Annotated in this window: 15 protein-coding genes and 2 pseudogenes; 6 read left to right on the top strand and 11 right to left on the bottom strand. The window is 57.7% G+C overall.

Annotated elements, in window-relative coordinates:
* Nucleotides 1-191: 191 nt before the first annotated feature.
* Nucleotides 192-1223, top strand: a complete 1032-nt coding sequence (locus ACIP1X_RS15780) for a LacI family DNA-binding transcriptional regulator (protein WP_053122969.1) — start codon at nt 192-194, stop codon at nt 1221-1223.
* Nucleotides 1224-1501: 278 nt separating this feature from the next.
* Here the strand turns inward: ACIP1X_RS15780 and ACIP1X_RS15775 are convergent, their stop codons facing one another.
* Nucleotides 1502-2374 (bottom strand): LysR family transcriptional regulator, encoded by an 873-nt coding sequence (locus tag ACIP1X_RS15775; RefSeq protein WP_053122971.1) that lies wholly within the window; start codon nt 2372-2374, stop codon nt 1502-1504.
* A gap of 121 nt (nt 2375-2495) precedes the next feature.
* Here ACIP1X_RS15775 and ACIP1X_RS15770 point away from each other — a divergent pair, with 121 nt between their 5' ends.
* The 3 genes from ACIP1X_RS15770 (at nt 2496) to ACIP1X_RS15760 (ending at nt 4604) form a co-directional block, all read left to right on the top strand.
* Nucleotides 2496-2936, top strand: coding sequence for a PACE efflux transporter (locus ACIP1X_RS15770; RefSeq protein ID WP_053122973.1), 441 nt, complete (start codon nt 2496-2498; stop codon nt 2934-2936).
* 125 nt (nt 2937-3061) lie between these two features.
* Nucleotides 3062-4486, top strand: a complete 1425-nt coding sequence (locus ACIP1X_RS15765) for an MFS transporter (RefSeq protein ID WP_400753388.1) — start codon at nt 3062-3064, stop codon at nt 4484-4486.
* Complete coding sequence (locus tag ACIP1X_RS15760; RefSeq protein ID WP_400753386.1) at nt 4473-4604, top strand: hypothetical protein; 132 nt, start codon at nt 4473-4475, stop codon at nt 4602-4604. The genes ACIP1X_RS15765 and ACIP1X_RS15760 overlap by 14 nt, the downstream gene beginning before the upstream one ends.
* 135 nt (nt 4605-4739) lie before the next feature.
* On the opposite strand, the pseudogene ACIP1X_RS15755 reads toward ACIP1X_RS15760, so the two are convergent.
* From ACIP1X_RS15755 to ACIP1X_RS15730, 6 genes and pseudogenes are all read right to left on the bottom strand, one after another.
* Nucleotides 4740-5168 (bottom strand): annotated as a pseudogene (locus ACIP1X_RS15755) (methyl-accepting chemotaxis protein); the annotation flags it as partial.
* 114 nt (nt 5169-5282) lie between these two features.
* A pseudogene (locus ACIP1X_RS15750) lies at nt 5283-6059 on the bottom strand (PAS domain-containing protein); the annotation flags it as partial.
* Between the two features lie 545 nt (nt 6060-6604).
* The gene (locus ACIP1X_RS15745) at nt 6605-7618 is read right to left on the bottom strand and encodes an ABC transporter substrate-binding protein (protein WP_400753384.1); all 1014 of its coding nucleotides are present in this window, start codon (nt 7616-7618) and stop codon (nt 6605-6607) included.
* Complete coding sequence (locus ACIP1X_RS15740; protein WP_400753382.1) at nt 7615-8142, bottom strand: sigma-70 family RNA polymerase sigma factor; 528 nt, start codon at nt 8140-8142, stop codon at nt 7615-7617. The genes ACIP1X_RS15745 and ACIP1X_RS15740 overlap by 4 nt, the downstream gene beginning before the upstream one ends.
* A 187-nt stretch (nt 8143-8329) precedes the next feature.
* Nucleotides 8330-9121, bottom strand: a complete 792-nt coding sequence (locus tag ACIP1X_RS15735) for a phosphate/phosphite/phosphonate ABC transporter substrate-binding protein (protein WP_400753379.1) — start codon at nt 9119-9121, stop codon at nt 8330-8332.
* A 142-nt stretch (nt 9122-9263) separates the two neighbouring features.
* A complete protein-coding gene (locus ACIP1X_RS15730; RefSeq protein ID WP_400753376.1) occupies nt 9264-10205 on the bottom strand; it encodes a fatty acid desaturase in 942 nt (313 codons plus the stop codon).
* A 324-nt stretch (nt 10206-10529) separates the two neighbouring features.
* On the opposite strand from ACIP1X_RS15730, the gene ACIP1X_RS15725 reads away from it, so the two are divergent.
* Nucleotides 10530-10952: a GNAT family N-acetyltransferase gene (locus ACIP1X_RS15725; RefSeq protein ID WP_400753374.1), complete on the top strand. Its 423-nt coding sequence runs from the start codon at nt 10530-10532 to the stop codon at nt 10950-10952.
* 92 nt (nt 10953-11044) lie between these two features.
* On the opposite strand, the gene def is transcribed toward ACIP1X_RS15725, so the two are convergent.
* From def to ACIP1X_RS15710, 3 genes are all read right to left on the bottom strand, one after another.
* Nucleotides 11045-11584 (bottom strand): peptide deformylase, encoded by a 540-nt coding sequence (def, locus tag ACIP1X_RS15720; protein WP_053122989.1) that lies wholly within the window; start codon nt 11582-11584, stop codon nt 11045-11047.
* Nucleotides 11581-12537 carry a YihY/virulence factor BrkB family protein gene (locus tag ACIP1X_RS15715; RefSeq protein ID WP_053122992.1) on the bottom strand — a complete coding sequence of 319 codons (957 nt, stop codon included), beginning with the start codon at nt 12535-12537 and terminating at the stop codon, nt 11581-11583. Before ACIP1X_RS15715 ends, def begins: the two co-directional genes overlap by 4 nt.
* A gap of 165 nt (nt 12538-12702) precedes the next feature.
* On the bottom strand, nt 12703-12894 hold the full coding sequence (locus ACIP1X_RS15710) for a CsbD family protein (RefSeq protein ID WP_053122994.1): 192 nt from the start codon (nt 12892-12894) through the stop codon (nt 12703-12705).
* A 198-nt stretch (nt 12895-13092) separates the two neighbouring features.
* Here ACIP1X_RS15710 and ACIP1X_RS15705 point away from each other — a divergent pair, with 198 nt between their 5' ends.
* The gene (locus ACIP1X_RS15705) at nt 13093-13470 is read left to right on the top strand and encodes a hypothetical protein (protein ID WP_008082340.1); all 378 of its coding nucleotides are present in this window, start codon (nt 13093-13095) and stop codon (nt 13468-13470) included.
* Nucleotides 13471-13666: 196 nt separating this feature from the next.
* On the opposite strand, the gene ACIP1X_RS15700 is transcribed toward ACIP1X_RS15705, so the two are convergent.
* Nucleotides 13667-14490 (bottom strand): AMP-binding protein (locus ACIP1X_RS15700; RefSeq protein WP_400753371.1); only part of this gene is annotated, 824 nt, incomplete at its 5' end.

The following is a 14490-nucleotide window of genomic DNA, read 5'->3' as shown; positions in this document are numbered from 1 at the left end:
GCTACCTTTGCTAGCTATGACTCTAGTGCACAGGCAGAAGTTGCCGACGCCTTCTTGTCGTTTTTTTGGGTTGCAGCAGGTTTGCGCCCAACGCCAAAAAGCGAAGATCAGGCAGGACCTCGCTTACGCATTTACAGCTGCATCAGGACAGCGCTACCTTAGTGCCTTGATTTTTGTTTGGCAAGCCGTCGATGACCACCCCTAAAAACGATAAAAATACCCGCACCACCGGCCGTCCCACCCTGAATGAAGTTGCCCGCCTGGCCGGTGTCAGTCCGATTACCGCCTCCCGCGCCTTGCGTGGGGTCAGCACCGTGGCCACCGAACTGGTAGAAAAAGTCCGCAAAGCCGCCCTCGAACTCAACTACGTGGTCAACCCTGCCGCCCGCGCTCTGGCCTCGGCGCAGAGCCATTCGGTGGTGGTTTTGGTGCCATCGTTGTCCAACCTTTTGTTTATCGACACGCTGGAAGCCATTCATCGGGTGCTCACGCCCAAGGGCTTCGAAGTACTGATCGGCAACTTCCACTATTCCCGCGATGAAGAAGAAAACCTCCTGCGCAACTACATGGCGTACCAGCCGCGCGGGTTTCTGTTGACCGGGTTTGATCGCACGGAAAGTTCGCGGCGGATGATTGAGGCGAGCAACATTCCCTGCGTGTACATGATGGAACTCGACAGCGCTGCCGGGGTGAATTGCGTCGGGTTTTCACAGCTGAGTGCCGGGGAAACGGCGGCTGAGCATTTGCTCTCTCGTGGGCGCAAGCGTCTTGCTTACATTGGCGCGCAACTCGATCAACGTACGTTGTTGCGCGGTGAGGGTTTCCGCAAAGCACTGCAGAAGGCCGGGCGTTACGACCCGGATCTGGAAGTGCTGACGCCGCGTGCTTCGTCGGTGGGCTTGGGTGGGGAATTGTTTTTGCAGTTGCTCGCGGCGCATCCGGATGTTGATGCGATCTTCTTTGGTAACGACGATTTGGCGCAGGGTGCTTTATTAGAAGCGCTGCGCAACGGCATCAAGATTCCCGAGCAGGTGGCGATTCTCGGTTTTAACGACTTGCCGATGTCCGAACACATGGTGCCGCGTTTGAGCAGCATCAACACCCCGCGTGAGGCGATCGGCCGGCGTGCGGCGGAGCAGATGTTGACGTTGATGGCCGGCAACTCGGTCGCGCGCCCGGTGGAAGACATGGGCTTCGAACTGAAGATTCGCGAAAGTACCTGACGCCTGAAATCCCTGGCACAAATCCCGGGGTGAAAAACGATTCCCGTAGGAGCTGCCGCAGGCTGCGATCTTTTGATCTGATCTTTTAAAATCAACATCAAAAGATCGCAGCCTTCGGCAGCTCCTACAGTTTTAGGTGAAGCTCACAAATACGGCGTTGAAACACAAACCCTGTGGGAGCGAGCCTGCTCGCGAAAGCGGTTATTCAGATAAACCTGTGCCGTCTGACACGGCGCTTTCGCGAGCAGGCTCGCTCCCACATTGGATCTCCACCGTTTCTAGTGACTGAGCAGATCAACGAGGGCCAGTGCGCCTTTCTGTAGCGGCTGGCTTTTGAGCCACACCGCGTGCACCGGCATCACCAGACCGTTTTCGATATTGCGGAAATTCAGGCGTTTCAGCCGGCCGTTATCCAGTCGCGATTGCACCACCGACAACGGAAAATTGCCCCAGCCCAATCCCGCCTCAACCATTTCCATCGCCGTCTCAAGACTGTCGGTGCGCCAGTACGACTCTGCCACCAACGGCCGCGTCTCGCTGATCGGCAAGTCGCGACTGGCGACGATGATCTGCCGCACATGCACCAGATCTTCCAGAAACAGATCCTGCCCCCGCAACAACGGGCTGTCCGCCGCCAGCGTGGCGATCATCCGTTCGCTGCCGACAAACTGAAAACGCTCCAGCACGTTCATGCTCAACCCGGCGAACGCCAGGCACACACTGACACGACCACTGTGCAGCATCGCCAGCACGTCATCCTGCGGCGCGGTCAGCACTTCGATGTCGAGCAACGGATGACGCTCGGCGATCACCTTGATCGCCGCCAGCAAACGCCGCCGATCAATGTCCGCAACCACGCCAATCGACAACTTGCTCTCCAACCCCAACGACAACTCCACCGCGTGCACTTGCAGTTGTTTGAGTTGTTCGGCGATCAGTCGCGCGTGCGGCACCAGTGACAGCGCCATCGCCGTGGGTTGTGGCTCGCGATGACTGCGGTCAAACAGCAGATAACCGAGTTCGGCCTCAAGGTTGCCAATACTCATGCTCACCGCCGATGGCACCCGACCCAATGCCCGAGCCGCCGCCGAAAACGAGCCGCGCTCAATCACCGCAAGAAACAACTCGATGCTGTCGCTGTTGAAATTCACTTCATCTACCTATCACCAAAACTGAAAGCTACTGACTTTTTCTGTCAGCTCTATTGAAGCTATCTTTCGTCGCCTTCGCCAGTCCCGCTGGCCAACAAACGGCAAGAAAGAGGCAATTCCCATGCAAGGCGTCAAACGCAAACTGGTCTACGTGTCGCTCTACGAAGTGATCGGCATGACCTTCTCCGCCCTCGGTCTGGCGCTGTTGTCCGGCACATCCCCGGGCAGCACCGGGCCGCTGGCGGTGATCATCACCACCATCGCCGTGACCTGGAACTTCATTTACACCTCATTGTTCGAGCGCTGGGAAAGCCGTCAGGTGTCGCGCACGCGCACGGTGAAACGCCGCATCGCCCACGCCATCGGTTTTCAGTTGACCTTGATCGTGTTCCTGATTCCGTTGATTGCCTGGTGGATGAACATCAGCCTGGTGCAGGCATTTCTGCTGGATCTGGCGCTGATCATTTTCATCCCGTGCTACACGTTCGCGTTCAACTGGCTGTTCGACCGGATTTTCGGTTTGCCGGCCTCGGCGCTGCCGGATTCGGCGGCTGCGGCATAAATCGTTAATTCGTAAGCAGATATTGCAAGAAATCAGCGGTTTCCCGGGGCAAATCGCTGATCTTCACAATCCGTGGTTTCCGATAGCAGGCTAAGCTTTTCCATCAATAAAAAATGGATCTGCCCATGACTGCACACGCCCCCGCCGCCGCGCAAAGCGACGGCATCGATCCGATCCGCGCTGCCGAAGTTTCCGCCCGTATCGACCGTCTCCCCGCTGTCGCGACGATCTGGCGATTGGTGGCGCTGCTGTCGATCGGTGGTTTCTTCGAACTCTACGATTTATTCCAGACCGCCTACATCAGCCCCGGACTCATCCGCGACGGCATCTTCGCCACCGGCAATCAGGGCGTGTTCGGTTTCTCCGATCAAGCGGCGTTCGCTTCGGCGACGTTTCTCGGCCTGTTCCTCGGCGCCAGTCTGCTCAGCCCGCTGGCGGATCGCTTCGGTCGCCGCGCAATCTTCACCTTCGCACTGGTTTGGTACACCGTGGCGACGGTGTTGATGGGTATTCAGAGTTCGGCGCTGGGCATCATCTGCATGCGCTTTCTGGTCGGCATCGGCTTGGGCATCGAATTGGTGACCATCGACGCTTACCTCTCGGAACTGGTGCCCAAACGCATGCGCAGCTCAGCGTTCGCTTTTGCGTTTTTCGTGCAATTTCTCTCGGTGCCGGCGGTGGCGTTGATGTCGTGGTGGCTGGTGCCGCAAGCGCCGTTCGGTGTGTCCGGCTGGCGTTGGGTGGTGTTGGCCAGCGCGGTGTTTGCGCTGTTTATCTGGTGGCTGCGCAAGCGTCTGCCGGAGTCGCCCCGCTGGTTGGCGCAGCACGGTCGATTCGACGAAGCCAACCGGATTCTCGATAACATCGAGGCACGCTGCGAGAAGGATCATGGCCAGCCATTGGACATGCCGGAAACCGTGCCGGTCGATGTTGAAGGCAAGGGTCGTTTCGCCGACATCTGGCAACCACCGTATCGCCGCCGCGCCTTGATGCTGATCGTCTTTCACGTCTTTCAAGCAATCGGTTTTTTCGGTTTCGGCAATTGGTTGCCGGCGCTGCTGTCCGGCCAGGGCGTGAGCGTCACCCACAGTTTGATGTACGCGTTCATCATCACCCTCGCCTACCCGCTCGGGCCGCTGCTGTTCGTCAAGTTCGCCAACCGTTTCGAGAACAAATGGCAGATCGTCGGCTCGGCCCTCGGTGCGATGACCTTCGGTACCTTGTTCGCCTTGCAGACCAGTGCCTTCGGGCTGATCTTTTGCGGGGTGATGATCACCTTCTGCAACGCCTGGCTGAGCTTCAGTTATCACTCGTACCAGAGCGAGTTGTTCCCGACCAATATTCGCGCCCGCGCGGTGGGGTTCTGCTATTCGTTCAGTCGTTTGTCGACGGTGTTCAGCAGCCTGCTGATCGGCTTTTTTCTCGACAGTTTTGGCACGCCGGGCGTGTTGGCGTTCATTGCCAGCAGCATGTTGATCGTGATGCTGACCATCAGCTACTTCGGCCCGCGCACGCGTAATCTGGCGTTGGAGAACATTGCCCATCGCTGATAGCGGCAAGGAGATCTCCAAGCGCTTGCAGGACAAGATGAAGTTGGCGGAATCGGAGAAAAACAACGACGTGAAGGACAGCGATAAAGCGGCGGACAAATTCCTCGCTGCCCTCTAATCCGAAGACTTGCACAAAACAAATGTGGGAGCGGGCTTGCTCGCGAAAGCGGTGTATCAGTGAAATTTCCACCGACTGACACACCGCTTTCGCGAGCAAGCCCGCTCCCACAGGTTTTGTGTTGTTTAGAAAATGTCAGTTCAGTTGCAGGGTTTCGTTGAACTGGCTGATGGCATCGACGACGTGACGTGAGCCTTGCTGAATTTCCTGAATCACTGCCCCCGCCTCGTTCGCCAGCTCCACACCAAGTCCGGTACGGCTGAGACTCGACTGCATGCTCGACACCGCGCTCAGCGACAGGTCGTGGTTGCGGCGCACAACGTCGACGATCTCTAAAGTAGCCTGACTCGTTCTTGCCGCCAGACTTCGCACCTCATCCGCCACCACGGCAAACCCGCGCCCGTGCTCACCCGCCCGCGCCGCTTCGATCGCGGCATTGAGCGCCAGCAGGTTGGTCTGATCGGCAATCCCGCGAATGGTCTGGACGATGGTGCCGATGATGTCTGACTGTTTGCTCACCGCATCGATGCTGACTGCCGCTTCGTTGAGGTCGCGGGAAATGTCCTGAATGATCTGCACCGTTTGCTGCACGACTTGTGAGCCTTTTTGCGCGCAGGCGTCGTTTTGTACCGAGGTGCTGTGGGCCGATTCCGCAGCGTTCTGCAGCGTGGTCATTTGTTGGGTGATGTCGCTGGCGAACTTGACCACTTTGTACAAGCGGCCCTTGGCATCAAACAGCGGGTTGTATGAGGCTTCGAGGTAAACCATGTGCCCGGATTTGTTCTTGCGCTCGAAACGGTGCGAGTGATATTCGCCGCGATTGAGCGAAGCCCAGAAGGCTTTGTATTGCGACGACTCGGATTCGCTGCGGTGGCAGAACATGCTGTGGTGATGGCCAACGACTTCGTTGTGCGAGTACTGCATGGTCTTGAGAAAATTGTCGTTGGCGGTGATGACATTGCCTTCCGGGGTGAACTCGATCACGGCCATCGAGCGACCGATCGCCGCGAGCATGGCTTCTTCTTCATGCTCCTTGTTGATCCGCGCGGTAATGTCGGACGCCACTTTGATGACACTTTTAACTTGCTTGTCCGGGCCATACACCGGCATGTAACTGGCTTCGAGCCAGACTTCCTTGCCACTTTTGTTCAAACGCAGAAACGTCCCGCTGATCGGTTCACCACGGGCCAGGTCGCGCCACAACTTGGCGTATTCCTCGCTGCGATAAAACGCTTCTTCACAGAAGATCCGGTGATGTTTGCCGCGCACTTCCTCGGCGCCATAGCCCATGGTTTTACAGAAGTTTTCGTTGGCATCCAGAACGATGCCGTCGGGGGTGAATTCGATCATCGCCATCGAACGGCTGATCGCGGCCAACTTGGCATTGGCCTCGGTCAAGGCACAGCTGAATCGTTCGATTTCCAGCAGGTCAGCCTTGTGATGTAGGTTAAACATGGTTGTATCACCTTCCGCGCGGACTTTTGATTTGATGAAAGTTCAGGTCTTTCACGATCCACCACTACGTTCCAAAGAACAGGCACACGCATTCCTCCACGGGAGGAAGTTGTCAGGTGATAAATGATGGTCAATCGGAGAGTCCATGCAGCGACGCTCTAATCAAGACATCCTTCTCTTGATAGCCCGCTCGCGGGCCAGCCCTAACGCGTTGAAGAACTTCCATTTAAAAAATGCTCCTTGTTGGTTCAGTGTCGGTGCCTTGGGTTGCGCACTCTGGCAGCATGAATTTGCAGACTAACCGTGCACGGTCGACATAGTTAGTTACAGAGCAGCATAGCTAGCGCAAAACCTTGCGCAAGGCCACTAGTCGGCCAGTAGTGAGGACTTTTTGCACAAGAATCGGTTCAGCGCGGAGGGAGGTGTTGGCGGGGCGGACGCTTTCGCGAGCAAGCCCGCTCCCACATGAGAATGCATTTCAAGTGTGGGAGCGGGCTTGCTCGCGAAGGCGCCAGAAGTAGCACTACAAAAACATCAGAAAAAACTTACAAACCTGCACTCACTTTGCTCGCCACTTCTGCGGGCACCCACGATTTCCACACCTGCGGCTGATCGCGCAAAAACGTCTGCGCCACCACCCTCGGTTGCAAACGTTTTTCACTCATCCCCGCCAGCGTCTGGTTCAACAGATCTATCGGCAAGTCGACCTTCTCAAAAAACGTCACCAGCTCCGGATACTGCGCCTTGAACGGCGCCGACACGCCAATCGCCAGACTCGCCGGCATCGACCGCGTGCCTTTGGGATTCGGATTATTGGCATCGGCCAAGGTCTTCCAGGCTTCGGCATCAAACGGTGGTTCCTCGAGTTTCACCAGTTTGAAACGCCCTAGCAGCGGCGTCGGTGACCAGTAGTAGAACAGCACCGGTTTGCCACGTTTGATCGACGATGCCACCTCGGCATCCAGCGCCGCGCCGGAGCCGGTGCGGAAGTTGACGAAGCTGTCGTTGAGCGCATAGGCCTTGAGCTTCTGAGTGTTGACGATCTCCGATGTCCAACCCGTCGGGCTGTTGAGGAAACGCCCGCGGCTCGGGTCTTCGGGGTCACGGAACACGTCTTTGTAGCGCGGCAGATCCGCCACCGATTTCAATTCCGGCGCCAAGGGTTTGATGCCGCGTTCAGGGTCGCCCTTGATCACGTACTCCGGCACCCACCAGCCTTCGGTGGCGCCTTTCACTGTATCGCCGAGCCCAAATACTTTGCCCTCGGCAGCAGCCTTCACCCACGCCGGACTGCGCCCGGCCCACTCTTCGCCGATCACTTGAATATCGTTTTTTGCCAACGCCGCTTCGAGGCTGACGGTGCTGCCCGGCAGCGTATCGGTCGGGTAGCCGTAGCCTTTTTCGACGATCAGGCGCAGCACTTCGGTGATAAAACTGCCGCTCTCCCAAGTGATGTCACCGAAGTGAATCGGCGCGGTTTTCTCCGTTGCAGAAACTGCCCAGACGCTCAAGCTCAGCGCCAGCAGCGAACCGCCGAGCAGGGTTTTGATCGATCTCATGCAGACCTCTTGTCTTGTAGGAATTGGTTGGCGCTGTGGCGATCGCACAGGGCTTGGGAACGGGTCATGTACACGCTGACCGAGCGCTGGGAGATGCCCAGTTCGGCAGCAATTTGCGGGTAGGTCAGGCCATCGACGCGGGCGAGCAGAAAGGTCGAACGGACTTTGCCGGGCAGGCGTTGCAGGCTGTGATCGAGGCGTTTCAGGGTTTGCGACAGTTGCGCGAGATGTTCGGGCGAAGCGGTGCCCTCCTCATCGCCCTGTAGCTGATGTCGACGCTGTAGATCCGCACGGCGCCAGTGCTGATAAAGCAGACGTCGGGCGACGGTGGTGAGCAAGGCGCGGGGCTCGCGGATCGCGGTCAGTGATGATGATTCGAGCAGTTGCGCGAAGGTTTCGGCGGCGATGTCTTCAACGCCCGCCGCGTCGTGCAGATGCCGACGCAGATAGGTGCAAAGCCAGTGGTAATGGGCGCGGAACAGGCCGGCCAGGTGTTGGCGATGGGAAAGGTCGGTGCCGGACATAGGGGCTCCTGGGTTAGGGGTCGCTGAATGTCCGGTGTTCCGGTGGCGCGATCGTAGCAAGGCGCCTTATGCATTAATAATATTTAAATTTCATTTTTATATTCGATTATGGAATACAAGATCAAAAGATCGCAGCCTTCGGCAGCTCCTACAGGATTATGTAGGAGCTGCCGAAGGCTGCGATCTTTCAACGCAAGCGGCCATACCCCAACTCATGCGCCTCACGCAGATAGTCGAGCACCACCTGATAATCACCCTCTCCCGCCGCCAACACCTCAGGCAATCCCAACGTTTGCACAACATCCGGAAGTTCGTGCAACGACTGATTCATCACTTGTCGCAGCCGCTCGATCTGTTCGTCCGTAGCACTGGCGACGGTGATAAAAGGCAACGTCGGACTGAACGCACTGCGCGCAACAACACGTAGTCCCCTGACTTCCTCAGGCGCATGCTGCGCGAGGTAGGCGTAGGTGACGCTGTCGATGGCGGCCAGATCTGCGCGCTTCTCACGCAACCAGCGCAGGCTTTCACGGTGACCGCCGCTGATGCCGACCGTGGAGAAGAATTGCCCATCGCGATGCAACGGGGCGAGGCGTTGGCGCAACAGGTTCATGCCGCTGTTGGAATCGTCGCTGTTGATCACGCCGCGACTGTCGCGAAAGGCTGGCAAGGTTTTGCGTGGGTCATCGGCGCGGCTGAGGATCAGGCTGCAATGGTTGCCGGCACTGGCGTCCGGGAGTTCGTAGCGTGGGCGGCCGATCACACGAACCTGGCCTTTTAATGCCGTCATCAATGGGTAGCCGCAGGTTTGTGTGAGCAGCAGATTGGGGGATAGCCAGAGTTCGCGCAGTGACAGGTCTTCAGCGCTCAGACGGGTGTGACCGAGGTGTTCAAGGATGCGCGCGAGCCAGCGCTCGTTGGCCACACGGATGGGCTCGGGGGCTGTGTACATGAGGAGTTCGGCGTGGTGTTGAGTCATACACATATTTCCTGACAACAAATTTCCAACTGTAGGAGTGAGCCTGCTCGCGAATGCGGTGTAACAGTAAAAACCGCTTTGAATGACACACCGCCTTCGCGAGCAGGCTCGCTCCTACAGGGGATATATGGAGTGCTTGAAATTAGTGATAAGGATGCTCGGGGCTGTCGATCGGGCTGACGCCATGCTCCCGCCACAACTGCCCATACCCTTGCACCAGAAACCCGCCACTCCTCGCCACCCATTGCTCACGATGCGCGCGATAGACCTTGGGCAAGTCGTACCATGCCAGCCCCGGCAAATCATGATGCACCAGATGAAAATTCAGATTGAGAAACAGCCAGCGCCACGGCCATCCGGCTTCATTCAGCACCGTGCGCTGCTCCGGTTGCGCGTGCGGTCGGTGTTCGTAGTAGGAGCGAATCATCGCAATCGACAGCGCCGGCACACTGATCAACAACAAGTAGTGCCACACCGGCAACACGCTGTAGCGCGCGATAAACCACAACATCAGCAGCGTGAACGCGCCATGCGTCAGCCACATCAGCCAGGCTTGGCGCTCACGGTTTTTCAGCCGCTGCAATTCTTCACTCGCCAACGCCAGCAAGCCCAACGGCGCACCGATGGCGAAACGCCCGAGCACGGTTTTATTCAGCCAGTGCAAGCTGCGTTCAAACAGCGAACTGCCCTGCCAGCGCCCCCGCGTCAGGTAACGGCTTTCCGGATCGACATCGGGCACCGTCAGATCTTCATCGCGGTGATGCAGTAGATGGCTGTCGCGATACAACGTGTACGGATACCACACGGCAAACGGCGCATAGCCGAGAATTTTATTGAAGCGAGTCCAGCGCGTCGGATGGCCGTGGAGCAATTCGTGTTGCACCGACAGCCACAGCACCAGAAGCGGAATCAGCAGCACGGTACTGAAACCCCGTCCCAGCCAGTGGCTGTTGAACATGATTGCAAACCAGCCGCCATACACGCCGATCAACAACAGCCAGGTCGGCCAGTCGCTGCGCGCGGTAAAACGTTGGCGCAGGGTTTCGATGTGTTGACGGTGGGCGGCGTCGAAATAATGAGACATGGCGTTGCTCGCAGCGGGTTCCTTCCCTTTCTGTGCAACGACCACCGAGAATCTTGCAGATTATTTTGGATCAACAGGGAAGCCCGAGAACCGGGCTTCCGAAAGGCGTGATCAATGACCGAAAATATCGGTTTTCTTGGCCTTCTTCTCCGCGCGTTTTTCAATCGCGGTCTTGGCCGGTTTCTTCTTCGCGGCTTTCTTTGAATCCATACCTTTGGACATGATGCGTACTCCACTCACAGGGGATGTGAGCTCAGGTATACACCTATCCAGACGCGCGCGTTCTTTTATAATCGCCGCGAAATCTACCGACAGTCAGAACCCATGCCCGATACCCAATACAGCCTGCTCGACGCGTCTCTCTGGCCGTTGATGAACAAGTTTTACCGCAGCCACCAATCCTCGATGAAAGCCGTGCGTGACGCGCAATTGTGGGTGGCGCGACGTGGGGAAATTGTTGCAGCGTTGTGCTTGCGACCGGTGGCGGGTGGGTATTGGTTGACCGGATTGTTTGTTGAACCGGGATGTCGGGATCAGGGGATTGCGGCGCAGTTGATAGCGGCGGCGGTTCAGTATGTGACGGAGCCGGTGTGGCTGTTCTGTCATCCGGATTTGCGCGGGTTTTACGAGCGACGCGGGTTCCGGTTTGATCCTGAATTGCCGCAGGCGATGGCGGAGCGATTGAGCCGGTATGCGCGGAGCAAGCCGATGATTGCGATGGGCCTGGAACGGCACACATTCCTGTAGGAGCAAGGCTTGCCCGCGAAGGCGGTGTGTCAGTCAACCATGATGTTGAATGTGCAGGCCTCTTCGCGGGCAAGCCTTGCTCCTACAAGGGATCAGTCGTCAGCTGTGGGATCGAGATCCGGAAACATCACTTCGGTAAAACCAAACTTGCTGAAATCAGTAATCCGCGACGGGTACAACCGGCCAATCAGATGATCGCACTCATGCTGCACCACCCGCGCATGAAAACCTGAAGCCACACGCATGATCGGCTCGCCCTTCGGATCAAAACCCTCGTAGCGAATCTGCTGATAACGATCCACCGCGCCACGCAAACCCGGCACCGACAAACACCCTTCAAACCCCTCCTCCATCAACGGATTCAACGGCGTGATCAGCGGGTTGATCAGGATCGTCTGCGGCACGGCTTCAGCGTCCGGATAACGTTCGCTGTGCTCGAAACCAAAGATCACCAATTGCAGATCGACGCCGATCTGCGGCGCGGCCAGACCGACGCCGCCGACGCTTTCCATGGTCTGGAACATGTCGTCGATCAGTTGCCACAACTCAGGGCTGTTGAACATTTCCGGCGGCACCGGCGGGGCGATGCGCAGCAGGCGCTCGTCGCCCATTTTGAGGATTTCACGGATCATGATGTGGCTTCGTCAGTGTCCGGCTTGAGCGAGTGATCGCGGCCCAGGCCCGAGACGTGTTGTTTGGGTTGTTCATCGAGTTCGCCGGGGACTTTCTCGCCCTCGTCTTTGCCCTCGCTGGACATGTGCTCGATCACCGCATTCATCTCCGCGCCGAGCAGCAGCACCGCAGCGGAAATGTAGAAGTACAGCAAGAGCACGATGATCGCCCCGATGCTGCCATACATCGCGTTGTAGTTGGCGAAGGTTTTCACGTAGAACGCGAAACCCAACGAGGCGATGATCCATACCACCACGGCCAATACCGAGCCCGGGGTGATGAAGCGAAATTCCTGTTTGACGTCCGGCATCACGTAGTAGATGAGGGCCACGGCGACCATCATCAAAATCACGATCACCGGCCAGCGCGCGATCGTCCAGATGGTCACGATGACCTCTTCCAGCCCGACTTGCGCGGCAATCCAGCCCATGACTTGCGGGCCGAGCACCATCAGCGCGGCGGCCATCAGCAGCATGCCGGCGATACCGACGGTGTAGACCACCGACAGCGGAAAGCGCTTCCAGATCGGTCGGCCTTCGACCACGTCATACGCCGCGTTCATCGCGCTCATCATCAGGCGCACGCCGGCAGACGCGGTGTAAAGGGCGATGACGATACCGACCGAGAGCAAGCCGCCCTTGGACTGCTGCAACTGGTCGATCACCGGGTTGACTGATTCCAGCGCCTGCGGTGGCAGCACCAGTTCCGATTGCAGGCGCAGCCAGGAGAAGAAGTCCGGCAGGTGCAGGAAACCGATCAGGGCGATCAGAAACAGGATGAACGGGAACAGCGAGAACAGCATCTGGTAGGCCAGTGCCGAGGCGTAGGTCGACATTTCGTCATCGACGAATTCAGTGACCGTGCGCACCATCACTCGGTGCAGGGGCAGACCTTTCATGTCTGGAAATATCATTCGCGTCTCCTTTCGCCGCAATACAGGTTTGAAGTCGTGGCGACTCAGGGGCCGTTTTTTACATCAAGGTAGCTTGTTTGGCGAACCTTGGTGGGTGTCAGCAGGATTTCGACACAAAAACGGCCATCCTTGGATGGCCGCTCGTGTCTTTCGTTCAAGGCTGAATTACGCCTTGTCGACGCCTTTTTTGACAGCGTCCTTGGCTTTGCCGACCGCTTGCTGGGCTTCGCCTTTTTTCTCTTGGACTTTACCTTCGGCCTGCAGCTTGGTGTTGTCGGTGGCTTTACCGACGCCTTGCTTGACGTTGCCGACCGCTTCGTTGGCCATGCCTTTTACTTTATCGCCTGTGCTACTCATGGTGTTTCTCCTTGGTGCAATTAGGGGGAAAAGTCAGTACGTAATGATTGACTGGCCGGGTTTGCGCCAAGTTTCATTTATTTTTCGCCGGATCATTTCGTCGCGACGAACAGGTTGGGCTTTATGTTTGCGTGCAATGCCCCGAGAATGCGCAACATAAGGGCGCCACGCGCCAGGAACCGATCCTGCAGGAATGTTATGAAACTCGATAAAACGCTCGCCATCGCCCGTAGAAACAAGGAACTGGGCGGCGCCGTGCTCGGCACCAACAATTGCCACTTCGCCGAACTGAACCGCAACCGCAACATCTGGTGGTTCGACCTGCCAGTGTCGCGCCTGGCGATTGGTCAGTACGAGTGGATTCACCTGCTGATGCACACGCCGGCCACCGACGAACTGCTGCACTTGAAAGTGCCGACGGTGTTTCTGCGTGAAAAGCTCGAAGGGCTGGTGATTCGCAACGAAGGCAAGCGCAAAGCGGCGCTGAGCCTGGAATTGAGTGCAGACAAGGATTCGTATCTGCAGGACATGCGTCCGGCGGGGACTAATGTGAATTTCGCGCCGTTCCGTCAGTAAATCAAAAGATCGCAGCCTGCGGCAGCTCCTACATGATCGTTCCCACGCTCTGCGTGGGAATGCATCTAGGGACGCTCTGCGTCCCAGCAGTTCTGGACGCAGAGCGTCCGGGGCGGCATTCCCACGCGGAGCGTGGGAACGAGCAAAGCCATGCTCCGCACCAACAAAAAGCCCCGCATCTGCGGGGCTTGGTGTTTTAGGCGGCGGACTTGGCCTTGATCTTCTTCAGCTCTTCATCGCGCAGTTCGCGGCGCAGGATCTTGCCGACGTTGGTGGTCGGCAGTGCATCGCGGAACTCGACCGAACGCGGCACCTTGTAACCGGTGACGTTGGCGCGCATGTGTTCCATCACCGTTTCCTTGGTCAGCGTCACTCCCGGTTTGGCGACGATGAAAATCTTGATCGCTTCGCCCGACTTCTCGTCCGGGATGCCAATGGCCGCGCACTGCAACACGCCCGGCAGGGTCGCCAGTACGTCTTCCAGTTCATTCGGATAAACGTTGAAACCGGAAACCAGAATCATGTCTTTCTTGCGATCGACAATACGCATGTAGCCGTCCGGCTGGATCAGCGCGATGTCGCCGGTTTTCAGCCAACCGTCGCTGTCGAGCATTTCGTCGGTGGCTTCCTGACGCTGCCAGTAGCCCTTCATCACTTGCGGGCCCTTGACGCACAGTTCGCCGATTTCGCCCATTGGCTGTTCGACACCGGCATCGTCGATGACTTTGCACAGGGTCGATGGCACTGGGATGCCGATGGTGCCGATCTGAATATGCTGGATCGGGTTCACCGTGGCGACCGGGCTGGTTTCGGTCATGCCGTAACCTTCGCAGATCGAGCAACCGGTCACCGCTTTCCAGCGCTCAGCCGCGGCCAGTTGCAGGGCCATGCCGCCCGACAAAGTCACTTTCAGCGCCGAGAAGTCCAGCTTGCGAAAACCTTCGTTGTTGCACAGCGCCACGAACAGCGTGTTGAGGCCGACGAAACCGCTGAACTTCCACTTCGACAGTTCCTTGACCA

The sequence above is a fragment of the Pseudomonas sp. NPDC088885 genome, assembly GCF_044750025.1.
GTDB classification, from domain to species: domain Bacteria; phylum Pseudomonadota; class Gammaproteobacteria; order Pseudomonadales; family Pseudomonadaceae; genus Aquipseudomonas; species Aquipseudomonas rustica.
This window is presented reverse-complemented; position numbering and strand designations above follow the sequence as displayed.